At 72.1% G+C, this 17,274-nt stretch carries 16 protein-coding genes; 11 read left to right on the plus strand and 5 right to left on the minus strand.

The features are described 5' to 3' along the window. Window positions 1-12: 12 nt before the first annotated feature. Window positions 13-1,629 (minus strand): carboxyl transferase domain-containing protein, encoded by a 1,617-nt coding sequence (locus tag AOK11_RS19835; protein WP_055595057.1) that lies wholly within the window; start codon window positions 1,627-1,629, stop codon window positions 13-15. A gap of 86 nt (window positions 1,630-1,715) precedes the next feature. On the opposite strand from AOK11_RS19835, the gene AOK11_RS19840 reads away from it, so the two are divergent. The 3 genes from AOK11_RS19840 (at window position 1,716) to tesB (ending at window position 4,792) form a co-directional block, all read left to right on the plus strand. Further along, window positions 1,716-2,324, plus strand: coding sequence for an SACE_7040 family transcriptional regulator (locus tag AOK11_RS19840; RefSeq protein WP_055595058.1), 609 nt, complete (start codon window positions 1,716-1,718; stop codon window positions 2,322-2,324). A 375-nt stretch (window positions 2,325-2,699) separates the two neighbouring features. Further along, window positions 2,700-3,857, plus strand: a complete 1,158-nt coding sequence (locus tag AOK11_RS19845; protein WP_055595059.1) for an acyl-CoA dehydrogenase family protein — start codon at window positions 2,700-2,702, stop codon at window positions 3,855-3,857. Between the two features lie 47 nt (window positions 3,858-3,904). After that, window positions 3,905-4,792, plus strand: coding sequence for an acyl-CoA thioesterase II (tesB, locus tag AOK11_RS19850; protein WP_055595060.1), 888 nt, complete (start codon window positions 3,905-3,907; stop codon window positions 4,790-4,792). A gap of 8 nt (window positions 4,793-4,800) precedes the next feature. Here the strand turns inward: tesB and AOK11_RS19855 are convergent, their stop codons facing one another. Both AOK11_RS19855 and AOK11_RS19860 read right to left on the minus strand, forming a co-directional pair. Then, window positions 4,801-5,601: a phosphatase gene (locus tag AOK11_RS19855; RefSeq protein WP_055595061.1), complete on the minus strand. Its 801-nt coding sequence runs from the start codon at window positions 5,599-5,601 to the stop codon at window positions 4,801-4,803. 128 nt (window positions 5,602-5,729) lie between these two features. After that, complete coding sequence (locus tag AOK11_RS19860) at window positions 5,730-7,316, minus strand: PucR family transcriptional regulator (protein WP_206188887.1); 1,587 nt, start codon at window positions 7,314-7,316, stop codon at window positions 5,730-5,732. Window positions 7,317-7,489: 173 nt separating this feature from the next. Between AOK11_RS19860 and speB the strand changes: the two genes are divergently transcribed. The 4 genes from speB to AOK11_RS19880 all read left to right on the plus strand — a co-directional run bounded on the left by speB (window position 7,490) and on the right by AOK11_RS19880 (window position 12,622). After that, entirely contained in the window at window positions 7,490-8,470 is a 981-nt protein-coding gene (gene speB / locus AOK11_RS19865) for an agmatinase (protein ID WP_055595063.1), read from the plus strand. Next, on the plus strand, window positions 8,467-10,152 hold the full coding sequence (locus tag AOK11_RS19870; RefSeq protein ID WP_055595064.1) for a thiamine pyrophosphate-binding protein: 1,686 nt from the start codon (window positions 8,467-8,469) through the stop codon (window positions 10,150-10,152). The genes speB and AOK11_RS19870 overlap by 4 nt, the downstream gene beginning before the upstream one ends. Before the next feature lie 79 nt (window positions 10,153-10,231). Further along, window positions 10,232-11,509: an MFS transporter gene (locus AOK11_RS19875; protein ID WP_055595065.1), complete on the plus strand. Its 1,278-nt coding sequence runs from the start codon at window positions 10,232-10,234 to the stop codon at window positions 11,507-11,509. Between the two features lie 516 nt (window positions 11,510-12,025). Then, window positions 12,026-12,622 carry an ALF repeat-containing protein gene (locus tag AOK11_RS19880; protein WP_055595066.1) on the plus strand — a complete coding sequence of 199 codons (597 nt, stop codon included), beginning with the start codon at window positions 12,026-12,028 and terminating at the stop codon, window positions 12,620-12,622. Window positions 12,623-13,025: 403 nt separating this feature from the next. On the opposite strand, the gene AOK11_RS19885 is transcribed toward AOK11_RS19880, so the two are convergent. Beyond that, complete coding sequence (locus AOK11_RS19885; protein WP_055595067.1) at window positions 13,026-13,664, minus strand: TetR/AcrR family transcriptional regulator; 639 nt, start codon at window positions 13,662-13,664, stop codon at window positions 13,026-13,028. A 264-nt stretch (window positions 13,665-13,928) separates the two neighbouring features. Between AOK11_RS19885 and AOK11_RS19890 the strand changes: the two genes are divergently transcribed. From AOK11_RS19890 to AOK11_RS19905, 4 genes are all read left to right on the plus strand, one after another. Further along, a complete protein-coding gene (locus AOK11_RS19890) occupies window positions 13,929-14,321 on the plus strand; it encodes a helix-turn-helix domain-containing protein (protein WP_206188888.1) in 393 nt (130 codons plus the stop codon). An 81-nt stretch (window positions 14,322-14,402) separates the two neighbouring features. Beyond that, window positions 14,403-14,813 carry a VOC family protein gene (locus AOK11_RS19895; protein ID WP_055595068.1) on the plus strand — a complete coding sequence of 137 codons (411 nt, stop codon included), beginning with the start codon at window positions 14,403-14,405 and terminating at the stop codon, window positions 14,811-14,813. Window positions 14,814-14,920: 107 nt separating this feature from the next. Beyond that, window positions 14,921-15,475 (plus strand): GNAT family N-acetyltransferase, encoded by a 555-nt coding sequence (locus tag AOK11_RS19900; protein ID WP_055595069.1) that lies wholly within the window; start codon window positions 14,921-14,923, stop codon window positions 15,473-15,475. A gap of 170 nt (window positions 15,476-15,645) precedes the next feature. Next, a complete protein-coding gene (locus tag AOK11_RS19905) occupies window positions 15,646-16,476 on the plus strand; it encodes a phosphotransferase enzyme family protein (protein WP_055595070.1) in 831 nt (276 codons plus the stop codon). Between the two features lie 78 nt (window positions 16,477-16,554). Here the strand turns inward: AOK11_RS19905 and AOK11_RS19910 are convergent. Continuing rightward, window positions 16,555-17,274: endonuclease I family protein (locus tag AOK11_RS19910; RefSeq protein ID WP_055595071.1), on the minus strand; the 720-nt coding region annotated here is incomplete at its 5' end.

The following is a 17,274-nucleotide window of genomic DNA, read 5'->3' on the forward strand; positions in this document are numbered from 1 at the left end:
TCCTCGGTCCCCTCACATCCGGAAGACGCCGAACTGGGGGTCGCCCAGTGGCGCGTTGGCGCACGCGGTCAGGGCCAGGCCCAGGACCTGCCGGGTCTCCAGCGGGTCGATCACACCGTCGTCCCACAGGCGGGCCGTCGCGTAGTAGGCGTTGCCCTGCCGCTCGTACTGCGCGCGGACCGGCGCCTTGAAGGCGTCCTCGTCCTCGGCCGGCCAGCTCTCCCCGCGCGCCTCCAACTGGTCGCGTTTGACCGTCGCCAGCACCGAGGCGGCCTGTTCGCCGCCCATGACCGAGATCTTGGCGCCCGGCCACATCCACAGGAAGCGGGGCGAGTACGCCCTGCCGCACATCGAGTAGTTGCCCGCGCCGTACGAACCGCCGACCACCACCGTCAGCTTCGGCACCCGCGTGCACGCCACCGCCGTCACCATCTTGGCGCCGTGCTTGGCGATGCCGCCGGCCTCGTAGTCCTTGCCGACCATGAAGCCGGAGATGTTCTGCAGGAACACCAGCGGGATGCCGCGCTGGTCGCACAGCTCGATGAAGTGGGCGCCCTTCTGGGCCGACTCGGAGAACAGGATGCCGTTGTTGGCGACGATCCCCACCGGGTGGCCGTGGATCCGGGCGAAGCCGGTCACCAGGGTCTGCCCGAACTCCGCCTTGAACTCGGCGAAACGCGACCCGTCCACCACGCGCGCGATGACCTCCCGCACGTCGTACGGCGTACGGGAGTCGACCGGGACCGCGCCGTACAGCGACAGCGGGTCGACCTTGGGCTCCACGGCCTGCTCGACTCCCCAGGGGAGCGGACCGCGCGCCGGGAGGGTCGAGACGATGTCGCGCACGATCCTGAGCGCGTGCGCGTCGTCCTCGGCGAGATGGTCGGTGACGCCGGAGACCCGCGCGTGCACCTCGCCGCCGCCCAGCTCCTCCGCCGTGACCACCTCGCCGGTGGCCGCCTTCACCAGGGGCGGGCCGCCGAGGAAGATCGTGCCCTGACCGCGGACGATCACCGCCTCGTCGCTCATCGCCGGGACGTACGCCCCGCCCGCCGTGCACGAGCCCAGCACGGCCGCGATCTGCGGGATGCCGGCGCCGGACATCCGGGCCTGGTTGTAGAAGATCCGCCCGAAGTGGTCCCGGTCGGGGAACACCTCGTCCTGCATCGGCAGGAAGGCCCCGCCGGAGTCCACCAGGTAGACACAGGGCAGCCGGTTGTCCAGGGCCACCTCCTGCGCGCGCAGGTGCTTCTTCACCGTCATCGGGTAGTACGTGCCGCCCTTGACGGTCGCGTCGTTGGCGACGACCACGCACGCGCGCCCGGCGACCCGCCCGATCCCGGCGATCACCCCGGCCGCCGGGGCCTGCCCCTCGTACATCCCGTCGGCCGCCAGCGGGGCCAGCTCCAGGAAGGGCGAACCGGGGTCGAGGAGGGTGTCCACGCGCTCGCGCGGCAGCAGTTTCCCCCGTGCGGTGTGCCGGGCCCGAGCCCGCTCGCCGCCGCCGAGCGCGGCCGCCGCCAGCTTGGCGCGCAGTTCCTCGACGAGCGCGCGGTGCGCCTCCTCGTTGGCCCGAAAGGACTCCGACGCGGGATCGGCCGCGCTGCGAAGTTCCGGTGCCTCGTCCATCTGCCGGTCCCCTCGACTGGTTAATGACCGTTAACGGATTTCCTTCAGGTTAACGACCGCTAACCCCGCTGTCTAGAATTGTTTTCATGGCCACCAGAACCGACGCCCCGACCCGCCGCGAGCAGATCCTCAAGGAGGCCGCGCGGCTGTTCGCCGAGCGCGGTTTCCACGGAGTCGGGGTCGACGAGATAGGCGCCGCGGTCGGCATCAGCGGACCCGGCCTGTACCGGCACTTCCCGGGCAAGGACGCGATGCTCGCAGAACTGCTGGTGGGGATCAGCGGCCAGCTGCTCACCGGCGCGAAACAGCGTCTGAAGGAGGTCGACGGGGCGGCTCCCGAAGTGGTCCTGGACTCGCTGCTCGAGGGCCACATCGACTTCGCGCTCGACGACCGGCCCCTCATCACCCTGCACGACCGTGAGCTGGACCGCCTCCGGGACAGCGACCGCAAGCTGGTGCGGCAGTTGCAGCGGCAGTACGTCGAGCTGTGGGTCGGGGTGGTGCGCGCGCTGTACCCGGACCTGGCCGAGCCCGCCGCCCGCTCGGCCGTGCACTCCGTGTTCGGGCTGCTCAACTCCACCCCGCACCTCGCCCGGCCCGGCTCCCTGCCCGGCTCCCTGCCCGGCCGCGCCACGACGGCGGCACTCCTGCACCGGATGGCCCGCGGCGCCTTCGCCGCCGCGGGCTCGGACTGAAGCCGGGATCCGGTCGGACCGGGATCCGGTCGGGCCGAGACCTGGTCGGACCGGGATCCGGTCGGGCCGAGACCTGGCCGGACCGAGCCCCGGCCGGACCGAGCCCCGGCCGGACCGAGCCCCGGCCGGACCGAGCCCCGGCCGGATCTCCCGGCCCGGCCTCGGGCTCACTCTCCAGGGCCCGCCCCGGCCCCGGCGCACGTGACGAGCGTTACGGGGGTCATGGTCTGGACGGCTTTGGCTACTCGCCGGTACGGTTGGGTTTCTGAGCAAGCGCTTAGGCATGCGGGGCGGCCGGGTTGTGGGGCACCCCCGACGTCGGGCGACCAGGAACGCGACAGTGGCGCCGGACCAGGCGCGGAGGAGGGCGGCGGCGTGCGCCGTACGGTGTTCAACGAGGACCACGAGGCTTTCCGGGAGACCATCCGCGACTTCATCGAGGCCGAGGTCGTCCCGGTCTACGACGAGTGGTTCGCGGCGGGCCAGGCGCCCCGCGACTTCTACTACAAGCTCGGTGAGCTGGGCATCTTCGGGATCAGCGTGCCCGAGGAGTTCGGCGGCGCGGGCATGGACACCCACAAGTTCGAGGCCGTCCTCTACGAGGAGACCGCGCGCGCCGGCGTGCAGTTCGGCGGCTCCGGCGTGCACGTGCTGCTCGCCCTGCCGTACCTCAGGATGCTCGCGACCGACGAGCAGAAGAAGCGCTACCTCCCCAAGTTCGCCACCGGCGAGGAGATGTGGGCCATCGCGATGACCGAGCCGGGCACCGGCTCCGACCTCGCGGGCATGAAGACCACCGCCAAGCTCAGCGAGGACGGCACCCACTACGTCCTCAACGGCGCCAAGACCTTCATCACCGGCGGCGTCCACGCCGACAAGGTGATCGTCTGCGCCCGCACCGCCGCCCCGACCGCGGAGGACCGCCGCCACGGCATCTCCCTGTTCGCCGTCGACACCAAGTCCGAGGGCTACTCCGTCGGCCGCAAGCTCGACAAGCTCGGCCTGAAGACCTCCGACACCGCCGAGCTGGCGTTCGTCGACGTCAAGGTCCCCGTCGAGGACCTCCTCGGCGAGGAGAACAAGGGCTTCTCCTACCTCGGCCACAACCTGGCCTCCGAGCGCTGGGGCATCGCCTACGGCGCCTACGCCCAGGCCGCCGCCGCCGTCCGGTTCGCCAAGCAGTACGTGCAGGAGCGCACCGTCTTCGGCAAGCCGGTCGCCCACTTCCAGAACACCAAGTTCGAGCTGGCCGCCTGCCAGGCCGAGGTGGACGCCGCCCAGGCCGTCGCCGACCGCGCCACCGAGGCCCTGGACGCGGGCGAACTCACCCCCGCCGAGGCCGCCTCCGCCAAGCTGTTCTGCACCGAGGTCGCGCACCGCGTCATCGACCGCTGCCTCCAGCTGCACGGCGGCTACGGCTACATGAACGAGTACCCGATCGCCCGCCTGTACGCGGACAACCGCGTCAACCGCATCTACGGCGGCACCAGCGAGATCATGAAGACGATCATCGCCAAGGACATGGGCCTGTAAGACGTCCGACATCCCTGGCCTCTACAAGCACCGGTACAACTGACCCCATGAGCCAGGCACTCCAGGAACTCCTCGATCTGCTCGACCTCGAGCAGATCGAGGAGAACATCTTCCGCGGCCAGTCCCGCTTCGCCGTCGTCCCCCGCGTCTTCGGCGGGCAGGTCGCCGCGCAGGCGCTGGTCGCCGCCGGGCGGACCGTCCCCGCGGACCGGCCCGCCCACTCCCTGCACGCGTACTTCCTGCGCCCCGGCGACGCCGGCGCGCCCATTGTCTACACCGTCGACCGGATCCGTGACGGCCGCTCCTTCACCACCCGGCGGGTCGTCGCGGTCCAGCACGGCAAGCCGATCTTCCACCTCTCGGCGTCATTCCAGACGTACGAGGAGGGCCTGGAGCACCAGGAGCCGATGCCGTCCGCGCCCGCCCCGGACACGCTGCCCACCTCCCAGGCACGGCTGCGCGACTACCGGCACCTCGCCCCCGCCGTCGTCGAGCGCTTCCTGGAGGCCCGCCGGGCCGTGGACCTGCGCTACGTCGACGAACCGCCCTACGGCCGCTTCGGCGAGCCCCGCGAACCCCACTCCCAGGTGTGGTTCCGCACCAACGGCAAGCTCGCTGACGACCCCCTGCTGCACGTCGTCCTCGCCACCTACGTCTCCGACATGACGCTGCTGGACTCGGTGCTGCTCGCGCACGGCCGCGGCGGCTGGGCGGTGGGGGACGTGGTCGGGGCCTCCCTCGACCACGCCATGTGGTTCCACCGCCCGTTCCGCGCCGACGAGTGGCTGCTGTACGACCAGCAGTCCCCGTCCACGTACGGCGGCCGGGGCCTCGGCCAGGCCCGCATCTACACCCAGGACGGCCGCCTCGCGGTCTCGGTCATCCAGGAGGGCCTGGTGCGCGTCCCGCGCGAGGAGTCCTCACGGCCGTCCTGACGGCCCTCCTACCGGGCGCCCTGGTCCAGTCCCGCCTCCGCCAGCAGGTACGCCGTCATCGGGTCGTAGTGGCGGGGGCTGACCACGTGGTCGTCGAGGGGGACCGTCACCTGGACGGTGCCCTCCGCCTCGGCCAGGAACAGCGCCGGGTCGTTGCAGTCCGCGTAGCCGACGGAGTCGACGCCGTGCTGCCCCGCGTAACCCGCCCAGCCGTGGTCGGCGACCACCAGGTCGGGCAGCGGGCGGCCCTCGCGCTCCAGGGCGGTGAGAATGGCCTTCATCGGCTCACCGGAGTGGGTGTGCCACAGCGTGGCCCCGTGCTCCAGCACCGCCACGTCCGCGAACTGCATCACGTAGCCCTCGTCCGTGGCCAGCCCGTCCGGGATCACCACGATCTCGCAGCCGGCGGCGCGCAGCGCGGCGGCCGTGGCGCGGTGCACGTCGAGCAGGCCGCCGGGGTGACCGGTGGCCAGCAGCACCCGCTGCTGCCCGTCCGCCGCCTTCCGCAGCCGCCCCGCCATCCGTTCCAGGGCGGCCACGGTCAGCTCGGGATCGATGGTGTCCTGGCCGTACCGGTGCTCGGCGTCGTCGCTGACCCCGGCCCGCTCCGCCATCACCGCGAGCACGTCCTGCTCGTCGCTCCAGCGGTCGCCGAGCTCCAGGCCGAGCCAGTAGTGGCGGTCGCCGTTCGCCAGCTTGCGGTAATGGGAGAGATTGTTCTCGCGCGGGGTGGCGACATCGCCGGCGATGCGCGTGGCGGCGAGGTGGACGAGGAGTTCGGCGCGGCTGGGGGTCCCGGATATCGGCATGCCCCCCATTGTGGAGCAGGCCGGGGCGGGCGTCCCTGGGGTGCCGCCCCCTGGGACGTGCGTCACGTACTCGGACGGCCTCCGTACGCGTACTCAGAGCGGCCGCTTCCGAGGCCGGGCGGCCGGCCCTAGGCGTGGCGCAGGGCGAACCACAGGTTCATGCGGACGTCCGGGTCGTCCAGGTCGGCGTCCAGCAGGGCCGCGCACCGGGCGATCCGCTGCCGCACGGTGTTGCGGTGCACGGACAGGGCCACCGCGGTGCGGTCCCAACTGCCGTGCAGGGACAGCCAGGTGCGCAGGGTGTCGGTGAGCGCGGGCGTGCCCGCCAACGGGGCGAGCAGCATGCGGGCGTGGGCCCGGGCGTCCGCCGCGGGGACCAGGTCGTCCAGCGCGGGGCGGGCGCCGTGCACGACGAGCGGGACCCGGGTGGCACGGGCGCGGGCCAGCGCGCGGGCCGCCTGGGTGTCGGCCGTGGGCCAGTCGTACGGGGCGACGGCGGCGCTGACCCCCAGGGTCCAGCCCGGCTGCGCCTCCGGCTCCCGTCCGGCCGGCACGAGCACCCGCACGATCCCGCCCGCCGGATCCACCAGCGCGGACCCGAGCGCCGCACCGAGCGCGGAGGCCGCCAGGGCGTCCGGGGACCGCTCCTGTGCGGACCGTGCCTCCGAGGGCCGTACGGCCTGGCGCGCGTGCACGACCCGCCACCGTTCACCGCCGAGCAACGGCGCCACCGCCTCCGGCCCGCTCCCCAGCAGCAGCCGTACGAGCGCGGCGGAACGGGCCGCGCCGGTACCGCTCTGCTGCTCACCGGTCAGCAGGGAGAGCAGCACCGCGGCCACGGACGCGATGGTGTGGTCCCCGGAGTCCCGCGACGGGGCCGCGACACCCAGCACGAACCCGTGCCCGGCCCCGAGCGCGTAGGCGGCCAGCCGGACCTCGGCGACCGTGTCCGTGGCGGAGGCGGGCGAAGGCCGGGACCGCGCCTGCCCGGCCGGGGACGCCGGACCCGCGGTCCCGGGGACCGCCCCGGGACCCGTTCCGCCGATCGGGTCCGGCCGGTGCTCGTCCGGGCCCGCCGGGCGCACCACCTCGGCCAGTTTCGCCAGGGCCGTGTCGGCCTCCTCGCCCAGGGCGCGGCCCGCGGCGGCGATCTCCGTGCCCTCCGGGCCGAAGAGGACCGCCCGGCCGTCCAGGTGCCGAGAGAGGCGGTGCAGGACCGAGGGGACCGGGTCCGGGCGGGCGGCGGCGGAGGCGAGACCGCGGTGGGCCTCCGTCACGCGGCGCAGCTCCGCCAGCCGGGCCTGCGCCATCAGCTGCCACACCGCGCGGGCCACCCCGGAGAACGTGGTCCGCGGCGGCACCTCCAGGAGCGGCAGCCCCTGCAGATCGCAGGCCGCGACCAGCGCCCGGGGCACGGTGTCGTGCACCGGAGCCAGGCCGAAACCGAGCGCCGCGCCGCCCGCCGCCACGATCCGGGACACGTAGGCGTCGAAGTACCCCGGGCCCGCCCCGTCCGGGATGTGTACGCCCGCCGACAGCAGCAGCTCACCGCCGAGCAGGTACGGGTACGGGTCGGCCATCTCCGAGGTGTGCGCCCAGCGCACGACGACGCCGGGGTCCGAGGGACCGGCGACCCGGCGCAGGCCCAGGTCCTCCCGTGCCAGGAGCGCGTCCAGGGGCACCGGAGGTGTGGGGGGAACCGTAGGATCCGGCATGGTGGACGTTTCCTCCATATCCATCGTTCGAAGTGGATGAAACGTACACTTTGCAGCCGCTTTCCGGCCACCTAACGTCGCCGACAGTGCGACCGGATCAGGTTCCCGGCGCCAGTAAAGTCATGCGGCAGGCAGTGCATACGCGACGAAGCGTAGGAAAGAAGGCAGTACCCATGAGCAGCAACGAGACGCCCCGCGGGCCCGTCGACTCCTCCCGCGTCCCCCGGTACGCGGGCCCCGCGACCTTCGCCCGGCTGCCCCGGCTCGACGAGGTCGGCCGCACCGACATCGCCGTGGTGGGCGTGCCGTTCGACTCGGGCGTCTCCTACCGGCCGGGCGCCCGCTTCGGCGGCAACGCCATCCGTGAGGCGTCCCGGCTGCTGCGCCCCTACAACCCCGCGCAGGACGCCTCCCCCTTCGCCCTCGCCCAGGTCGCGGACGGCGGCGACATCGCCGTCAACCCGTTCAACATCGAAGAGGCCGTCGAGACGGTCGAGGCCGCCGCCGACGACCTGCTCGGCACCGGCGCCCGCCTGATGACCCTCGGCGGCGACCACACCATCGCCCTGCCGCTGCTCCGCTCGGTCGCCAAGAAGCACGGCCCGGTCGCGCTGCTCCACTTCGACGCCCACCTGGACACCTGGGACACCTACTTCGGCGCCGAGTACACGCACGGCACCCCGTTCCGCCGGGCCGTGGAGGAGGGCATCCTCGACACCTCCGCCCTCTCCCACGTCGGCATCCGCGGCCCGCTCTACGGCCGGCAGGACCTCACCGACGACGAGAAGATGGGCTTCGGCATCGTCACCTCGGCGGACGTCTACCGCCGGGGCGCCGACGAGGTCGCCGACCAGCTGCGGCAGCGCATCGGCGACCGCCCGCTGTACATCTCCATCGACATCGACTGCCTGGACCCGGCGCACGCCCCCGGCACCGGAACCCCCGAGGCCGGCGGTCTGACCTCCCGCGAACTCCTCGAGATCCTGCGCGGGCTGGCCTCCTGCAATCTGGTCTCGGCGGACCTCGTCGAGGTGGCCCCCGCGTACGATCACGCGGAGATCACCTCGATAGCCGCCTCCCACACGGCGTACGAGCTGACCACGATCATGTCCCGCCAGATCGCGGCGGCCCGTAAGGAGAACGAGGGCAAGTGACCCACGACCACGACCTGGTGCTCCGCCCGACCGCCGCACAGACGGAGGCCGCGCTCGATCCTCCCCCCGGCCGCACCGGCGGAGACCTGGTCGTGGAAACCCTGGCCGGCCTCGGCGCGACCACCGTCTTCGGGCTGCCCGGCCAGCACGCGCTCGGCGTGTTCGACGCCCTGCGCCGCTCGGACCTCAGGTACGTCGGCCTGCGGGTGGAGAACAACGCCGGGTTCGCGGCGGACGCGTACGGCCGCGTCACCGGCGAGGCGGCCCCGCTGCTGCTGTCGACCGGGCCGGGCGCGCTGACCGCGCTGCCCGCGCTCCAGGAGGCCGCCGCCGCGTCCGCCCCCGTGCTGGCGATCGGCAGCCAGGTGCCGGCCGCCGGGCTGGGCGGCGGCCGGCGCGGCTACCTGCACGAACTGCCCGACCAGGCGGCCTCGTTCCGGGGCGTGGTCAAGTCCGTCCACACCGTGCGCACCGCCTCCCAGATCCCGTCGGCGATCACGGCGGCCTGGCAGTCGGCGCTGACGGTGCCGCACGGCCCCGTGTGGGTGGAGATCCCGCAGGACGTGCTGGACGCCTCGACGGCCCTGCCGGTCGTGACGGCCATGGACGCCACCCCCGACGAACTGCCCCCGCGCCCCGAACTGACCGCGCTCGCCGCCCACTGGCTGACGCACGCGGAGCGCCCCGCGATCATCGCGGGCGGGGGAGTGATCCGTTCCGACGCCTCGGGCAAACTCCGCAAGCTCGCCGAACGCCTCCGGGCGCCGGTCGTCACCACCCCCGGCGGCAAGGGGGCCTTCCCCTGGACGCATCCGCTGTCGTTGCGGTCCTGGCTGGAGGACCGCCACACGACGGACTTCCTGGAGGACGCCGACGTGCTCCTGGTCGTGGGCTCAGGACTGGGCGAACTCTCCTCGAACTACCACACGTTCACGCCGCGCGGCCGGATCGTCCAGGTCGAGGCCGACCTCGGCAAGCTGGAGTCCAACCACCCGGCACTCGGCATCCACGCGGACGCGCGCCTCGCGCTCCAGGCCCTGCTGGAGACGGTGGAGCCGCGCGAGGACGCGACGGCGCCGGAGCGCGTCCGCACGCTGTTGTCGAAGGTCGCCGAACGCATCGCGTCCCAGGACCTCACCCTGGAACAGGAGGTGCTGGCGTCCGTCCGCCGCGCCCTGCCCGACGACGCGCCGTCCTTCTGGGACATGACGATCCTGGCCTACTGGGCCTGGTCCGCCTTCGACGCCAAGGGACCCAACCACCTGCACTCCGCCCAGGGCGCCGGAGGCCTCGGCTACGCTCTCCCGGCCGCCCTCGGCGCGGCGGTCGCCGACCCCACCCGCCCGGTCCTCGCGGTCTCCGGGGACGGCGGCGCCCTGTACTCCGTCGCCGAACTGGCCACGGCCCGCCAGTACGCTCTCGACGTCACCTGGCTGATCGTCGACGACGGCGGCTACGGCATCCTGCGCCAGTACATGACCGACGCCTACGGCGAGCCCGCGGCCACCGACCTGCCCGGCCCGGACTTCGTGGCCCTGGCGGAATCCTTCGGCGTCCCCGGGGTGCGCACCACCCCCGAGACGCTGGAACGCGACCTGGCGGCGGCCCTGACCACCCCGGGCCCGTCCGTGGTCGTCCTTCCCGCGGTCCTGCGGATGTTCGCACCGACGCACCTGGACTGAACGGCCTGCGGCCGAACCCCCTGTTAGACTGTACGAGTTGGCCTCCGGCGCCCAGCGGGCACATCCGGAGGCTTTTTTCATGCCTTCCGACGACGTCTCCGCGCCCCCTTCCGCGTCTGCTTCCGACAACGCTTCCGAGTCCGCTTCTCCACCCACCGCGCCTCCCGCCACCGGCTACCGCGCTCTGCTCCGCAACCGTGAGTTCGCCGGCCTGTACGCCGGCCTCACGCTGACGGTCGCCGCGAGCACCCTGTCGGGCTTCGCGCTCGGTACGCTGGTCAACGACCGGACCGGGTCCCCGTTCCTGACGGCCGTGAGCATGTACGGCGCCACGTTCGCGACCGTGCTCGGCGCACTGACCCTGATGTCGGTCGCGGATGGGAAACGCCCTCGCCGCATCCTGGTCACGCTCCAGTGCGTCTCCCTGGCGGGCGTGGCCGCGCAGGCGATTCCGGGGCTGCCCCTGGCCGCCCGGTTCGGGCTCCTCCTGGTCCTGGGGTTCTTCCAGTCCCTCGGCACCGGAGCGCGGATGGGGCTGCTCGCCGAAGTCGTGCCGGCCTCCGCGTACGCGCTCGCCCGGTCGCTGATGAACATCACCTCGGGCGGCACGGCCGTCCTCGGCTTCGCCGTCGGCGCGGTCCTGCTCCGCCGCCTGAGCCCGCACGACGTCTTCGTCGTCGCCGCCGTCCTGACCGGACTCGGGCTGGTCGCCGTGGCGACGACCGCCCGGGAGTACTCGACCCGCCCGGCCGATCCGGGCCGCCCCGGCGCCCGCTCCGGCGCCCGCCCCGGACTGCGCCGGACCTGGGCGACCAACGCCGAGCTCTTCTCCCACCCCGGCAGGCGTGCGCTGCTGCTGAACCTGTGGGTTCCCAACGGCCTGATCGTCGGCTGCGAGGCGCTGTTCATCTCCTACGACCCGGAGCACGCCGGCGTCCTCCTGGCCGCCGGCTCGGCCGGCATGCTCCTCGGAGACCTGACCGTCGGCCGACTGTTCACCGCCGACCGGCGGCGCCGCTGCGCGTTCGCCCTGCGGCTGTTACTGGCTGTGCCGTACCTGCTGTTCGCCGCGAGCCCGCCTACCCCGGTGGCGGCGGTCGCGGTGTTCGTGGCCGGTGCCGGGTTCGCCGCCACCCTGCCGCTCCAGGAACAGCTTCTCGCGCTGACCCCGGACCCGGTCCGCGGCCAGGTCCAGGGCGTGGAGTCCGCCGGCCGGATGACCTGGCAGGGGATCGGCGCCGCGCTCGCCGGCGGCGTCGCCCTGTACCTGGGTCCCGGCCCCACGATCACCGCCCTGGCCGCCCTCTCCGTCACCGTCACCGTCCTCTCCCGCCCCTTCGTGGCCCGCGCCCGGTAGTCCCGGGCCAAGACGCCGATCAACCAGGGAAGGTGTGGTGCGCCCGTGGTGCTTGGGGTCTCGTGTCCCGTGGTGCTCGAAGTGGTGTCGCCGAGCACCACGGGAAAGGGTGGGCCACCGGATCGACTCGTCTCACTCGGGGGCCGATCGTCCGATGCCCGCAGAATGCCGACCACTTGCTCGGCTGCGGAGACGATCCGGTGAGCGATATGTTCTCCGGGGCCACAGCCTTCCCGGTCAGGCCGGTGCCGGACGCGGCGACTGCCGGCCGAGCGCGCCCTTCCGGTCCTCCTGCGGATGTCCGCCCCGACGCACGCGGACCGATCGTGCGGACAGTCGAGAATCCGTGCGAAGACCTCTGCCGGTGGAGAGCGTGATGTTCCTCGTGAGGGGGGCGGGCCGTTGGCAACGAGGAACCTGTGAAGGCTGCCTGATCCGGGCAGTGATCCTCTCCGCCTCCCCTTGGGACGATGCCTCCGCCGTACTCCGCGACTACGACACCAGGTGGTTGACTCCGTGAGACTGACCCGCGTGCCCCTCGCCGTGGCCGCCGGCGCCCTCGCTCCGGCCCTGCTGCTCTCCACTCCGTCCTTCGCCGCCCCCGTGCCGTCGCCGACCGCCGTCGCCGCTGCGTCGGACACGGGCTCCCCCTACGAGGGGATGGACATCCACGACCTGCGCCTCGCGATCCTCCGCATCCTCGCCGACCCCGACAGCGGCCAGCGGGTGACCCGGGAGGCCAACCAGCTCCTCGACCACGGCACCGCGGAGGAAATGCGCGCCTGGCTCGAGACCGGTCACCCCCTCGCCCAGGCCGAGGACGACTCCGTCGCCCTCTTCAGGATCCTCGCCGACCCCGACAGCGGCCAGCGTGTGACCCAGGAGATCCACGAGCTTCTCGACCACGGCACCGCGGAGGAGAGGCGCGCCTGGCTCGAGACCGGTTACCGCCTCGCCCAGTTCGAGGACGACTCCGTCGCCGTCTTCAGGATCCTCGCCGACCCCGGCATCAGCGACGCTCTGCGCGCGGCGGCGATCGCGGCACTGGAGGAGTACACCCCGGAAGCGCTGCGTCACTTCCTCGAGGTCGGCCGGTACGAGGTCGACGGCTAGGACTTCCCGGCCGATCACGTGGCAGCCGGTCGAGAGCAAACTCCCGACCGGCGCCGGAGGAATGGTTCTTCGCCCGCTCCTGGCGGCGGCAGAGTGCTTGCATGCCCAAGCACCGGCCCTCTCTTCGGCGGGGAACTCATGTGCTTGAGCGCCCCAGTCGGCCGCTGGAGCACCTTCCCTCATCTTCCTCGACCATGGGAGAGACCGCGTCGGCGGAGTCGGCCGGGCGGTACCACCTCGGGAGAGCGATGACGGCAGCAGTGCGGTATGCCTTCACCGATGCCGTCCGCCGCTTCGCTCGGCAGCTCCCTGCCGTCGGCTGATCGTGACATCACCAGGTCCACCTGCGTCCCTGAACACCCACCGGCCGATTGCGGTGCTCAGCCACAGCTCGCCGGGGGGATCACGAAACCGCACCGGAGCACCGGCAGGGTTCCTCTGCGGAGGCCCAGGGCTCCAGCAGGTCGCTCAGCAATGCGGTGAAGGCGTTGTCCAGGGTGTCCTCCCGGAGCCGGTCGCCGACGGCTTCGGGGCAGAGGGCTGCGGGGCGGGCGATCCACAGGATCTTCCACGGCCTGGAGGCCAGTGCGCGGTCGCCCCAGATTCCGCCGTGCGGGCAGAGGGGATGGAGCAGATCACTGATGCGGTCCGTCGCGATCCCCACCAGCGGTCCGTCGAGCGCCGTGTGCGCCGCCGCGAACTCCTTGGGGGAGGACCGGGCGATGGCAGCCGTGGCCGGGTGACGGCGAACGGTGCGGACCACCTCCGTCAGGTGCTCGGTGATCCCCGGAACCGTGCCGTCGCTCGGGCAGACGCGGTCCGCCGTGGCGAAGGCGTGCGCAAGCTCGGCCTGTAGCGCGTGCAGATGCAGCGCGGTGACGGATTTCCAGTTCTGGTAGAGGAAGTTGCGGGTGGTGCCGCAGTGCCGGGCGATGGCGGCCAGGGACACGTTCAGGCCTTCCGCGCGCAGGAGAGTGCGTACGGTGCCGATCACCTGCCCCGCGCCGTGGAGGTTGGGGCTGTGCCTGAGGTGCGGGCTCATGCCGGCTACCTTGCCGAAAACCGTGAGCAGTCGGCAGAGAAATGTCCCTTAGGCGCTCACATGAGTGACATCTGGACAGTGGGGGCGGATGTGCTCACGGTTTTCGCACGGGTGGGTCACTTATGGAGGGCGGTGATCAACGACGACCAGCCCGCCATCCAGAAGGCCCCCGCCGAGGAACCGCGACCGCCGGATGACTCGCCCTGCACCTCGGCCCCGGCCCGTGCATGGTGCGGGTGCGGTGGGCCGTGATGGGATGGTGCCGTGAGCCGCGCCGCCGAGGAGACCAACCGCCGCATGCTCCGGGCGCGGGACGCGATGGACCGCGACTACGCGCAGCCGATGGACGTCCCTGCCCTGGCTCGTATCGCGCATGTGTCACCGGCGCACTTCGCGCGGACCTTCCGGGCCACGTTCGGTGAGACACCGCACCGCTACCTCCAGCGTCGCCGGGTGGAACGGGCGATGTTCCTGCTGCGGGAGACCGACCACAGCGTGACGAGCATCGGCTTCGAGGTCGGCTTCAACAGCCCGGGTACCTTCAGCCGCACGTTCCGCGACATCGTCGGCCGGTCACCGCGCACGTACCGCAAGGAGGCGACGGCCGTGGGCGTGCCGACGTGCTTCACCATGGCGTGGACCCGGCCGAGTGCCTGACCTTCCGGCAGGCGTCCGGTGGCCGGGAACCGAGCAGTTTCGGATAAGTTTCCGTCCCGCCGACTGGATAGCGTGAGCGTCATGTTCAACGCCATCACGCACTCGCAGATGTACGTCCTCGACCAGGACGAGGCCCTCGACTTCTATGTCGGCAAGCTCGGTCTGGAGGTCACCGCGGACATCGACATGGGCTTCATGCGCTGGCTGACCGTCAGCGTCCCCGGTCATCCCGAGCGGCAGATCCTCCTGGAGAGGCCGGGCGCCCCGGCGATGTCGGAGGAGACGGCGGAGCAGGTGCGCGAGCTGGTGACCAAGGGCGCCATGGGCGGGTGGTTCATCCTCACCACGGACGACTGCCGCAAGACCTACGAGAGGCTGCTGGAGAAGGGCGTGGAGTTCACCGAGGAACCCACCGAGCGCCCGTACGGAATCGACTGCGGCCTGCGCGACCCCTTCGGCAACCGCATCCGCTTCACCCAGCCGAAGGTCTGAGACAGTGTGCACGGACGCCGGGCGCGCCACGGCCGGAACCTGCTGAGGAAGCCGCCTGCCGAGGAATCCACTGGTCGCGGGCGGTCGGACCGTGTTTCCCTGCAGCGGTGAAGAGCGAGAGCGCGTCCGGCGCGGACAGGCCCCCGGCCACCCGGTCTCCGACCACCCGACAGCGGACCGACCGCGACCTCGGTGACTGTGCGCGGGCACTGAGGGAGGTTCACGAGCACGACGGCTATCCGGTGAACTGGCCCGCCCTCCCGGAGGCATGGCTCACCCCGCCCTCGCTCGTCGCCTCGTGGGTGGCGGAACTGCACGGCCGTGTCGCCGGTCATATCGGCCTGTCCCGGAGCGACGCGGGAGACGCGGCCCCCGGGCTGTGGAGCGCTCGTGCGGGGACGGGCACCGACACGACCGCCGTGGTCAACCGGCTGTTCGTCGCCCCGTGGGCCCGCGGCCACGGGATCGGCGCGCTGCTGATGGCGCGGGCCGTCACGGAATCGAAGGCCCGCGGCCTGCATCCGGTGCTCGACGTGGTGGCCTCCGACACCGCGGCGGCGGCCTTGTACGAGCGGCTCGGCTGGCAGCTCCTGGCCACGGTCGAACAGCAGTGGAGCCCGGAGCAGAAGGTGGCCGTCCGGTGCTACGCGGCGGTGACCTGACGGTGGCGCCCCCGGCAGTGGCCGCTCGCGACTCGCCGTGTACGGACGTACGGTTCCGGCTGTGCTCGGAAAACAATCGGCGCGGCTCTCCAACGGCGACTCGGTAGGGTGCGCACACCGCACCACTCGAAGAGCCAGGGCAGCGCTCAAGAGAGAGGAGCCGGGCGACGATGCAGGCGTCAGAGGTCCTGCGCGCGGTGGCCGCGGCCATGTCGACCGCCTCCTCACTTGGTCTGACCGTCGACGACGCGCTCGTTCTCCATGACTCGAACAAGCTCACTCTGCGGCTGCTGCCGTGCGACGTCCTGGCCCGGGTGGCACCCGTGGCGCAGCAGGTCGCGCGGTTCGAGATCGAGCTCGCCCAGCGGCTCGCCGAGTCCGGGTGCCCGGTGGCCGCTCTCGAGCCCCGGGTGGAGCCACGCGTCCATGAGCGTGACGGCTTCGTGATCACGCTGTGGACCTACTACGAACCCGTGATGTCCCGAGAGGTCCCGCCGGCCGGCTACGCCCGTGCGCTCGGGCGGCTGCACGCCGGCATGTGCGAGCTCGACGTGCCGACGCCGCACTTCACGGACCGGGTCGAGCGGGCCCGGCAGCTCGTGGCGGACCGCGACCGCACTCCGGCGCTCGCCGACGCGGACCGGGAACTGCTCGGCGACACGTTACGAAGCCTGGGACGAGTGATCGGCGAGCGCGGCGGCGCCGAGCAACTGCTGCACGGCGAGCCGCACCCGGGCAACGTGCTCACCACGGAGAACGGGCTGCTGTTCATCGACCTTGAGACGTGTTGCCGTGGGCCCGTCGAATTCGACCTCGCCCATACGCCCGAAGAAGTCGGTGAGCACTATCCGGACGTCGATCAAGACGTGCTGCGCGAGTGCCGGATCCTCGTGCTGGCGATGGTCACGGCGTGGCGCTGGGATCGAGACGACCAACTTCCCGACGGGCGCCAGCTGGGCACGGAGTGGCTCGGCCGGATCCGAGCAGCACTCGATCGCTGATGACGGCCGGGCCGGCGCGGACGCGGCGCGCCCGTGGCGCCCGGGACGGTGTCGCCGGACACCACGGAGGTCACCGGGCTACCAGATCGCCTCGACCCACTCCGGGTGGTCGATGAACGGGTTGCGGTTGTGCTGGTAGGAGTCGTGGATGACCTGGTTGCGGCGCTGCTCGAAGGCGTCCGGCGGGTCCTGCTCGTTCCACGCCTTCAGGACGGAGAGCCTGCCCATGTACGGGTTGCTGCCGTTGTTGACGTTGTTGTTGGGCTCCAGGTCGGCCCAGCCGTCGCCGCCCTCGTAGCGGACCGCCATGTAGAGGATCATGCGGGCCACGTCGCCCTTGACGGCGTTGCGGGGTTCGAAGGAGTCGGAGTCGGTGAGGCTGCCGCCGCCGTTCGCTACGGCGCTGCCGCCGTTGTCGAAGTCCTTGTTGCCGCGGACGCTGTTGACCTGGACGTCCGTCGGGCGCAGGTGGTGGATGTCGGTGCCGGGGCCGGTGGAGGTGCCGAAGTCGCCGTGGGACTTGGCCCACACATGCTCGCGGTTCCAGTTGCCGGTGTTCCCGCCGTTGAGGGACTTGCTGCGGGAGACCCCCGAGTACAGCAGGATCACGTTGTTGCTGTTGTTCGGGTCCTGGTCGGTGGCCTTCAGCGCGTCCCAGACCGCCGAGTAGGACAGCTTCGTCTGGCTGCTGATGATCGTGTGCAGCGAGGACTTGAGGGCTGTCCCCGTCTTGCCGATCGCGTTCTTGTAGTACGTCGAGTCGTAGTCCGAGTTCGCCGCTGTCGCTGTCGCTGTCGC

This window comes from Streptomyces hirsutus (genome assembly GCF_001418415.1).
Taxonomy (GTDB): domain Bacteria; phylum Actinomycetota; class Actinomycetes; order Streptomycetales; family Streptomycetaceae; genus Streptomyces; species Streptomyces hirsutus.

What these genes read in the sequence shown, in the direction of transcription:
- AOK11_RS19840 (WP_055595058.1), top strand. Translation starts at nt 1,716, where the DNA reads ATGGCCACCAGAACCGACGCCCCGACCCGCCGCGAGCAGATCCTCAAG.
- AOK11_RS19835 (WP_055595057.1), bottom strand. Translation starts at nt 1,629, where the DNA reads ATGGACGAGGCACCGGAACTTCGCAGCGCGGCCGATCCCGCGTCGGAG.
- AOK11_RS19855 (WP_055595061.1), bottom strand. Translation starts at nt 5,601, where the DNA reads ATGCCGATATCCGGGACCCCCAGCCGCGCCGAACTCCTCGTCCACCTC.
- speB (WP_055595063.1), top strand. Translation starts at nt 7,490, where the DNA reads ATGAGCAGCAACGAGACGCCCCGCGGGCCCGTCGACTCCTCCCGCGTC.
- AOK11_RS19860 (WP_206188887.1), bottom strand. Translation starts at nt 7,316, where the DNA reads ATGCCGGATCCTACGGTTCCCCCCACACCTCCGGTGCCCCTGGACGCG.
- AOK11_RS19895 (WP_055595068.1), top strand. Translation starts at nt 14,403, where the DNA reads ATGTTCAACGCCATCACGCACTCGCAGATGTACGTCCTCGACCAGGAC.
- AOK11_RS19885 (WP_055595067.1), bottom strand. Translation starts at nt 13,664, where the DNA reads ATGAGCCCGCACCTCAGGCACAGCCCCAACCTCCACGGCGCGGGGCAG.
- AOK11_RS19875 (WP_055595065.1), top strand. Translation starts at nt 10,232, where the DNA reads ATGCCTTCCGACGACGTCTCCGCGCCCCCTTCCGCGTCTGCTTCCGAC.
- AOK11_RS19905 (WP_055595070.1), top strand. Translation starts at nt 15,646, where the DNA reads ATGCAGGCGTCAGAGGTCCTGCGCGCGGTGGCCGCGGCCATGTCGACC.
- tesB (WP_055595060.1), top strand. Translation starts at nt 3,905, where the DNA reads ATGAGCCAGGCACTCCAGGAACTCCTCGATCTGCTCGACCTCGAGCAG.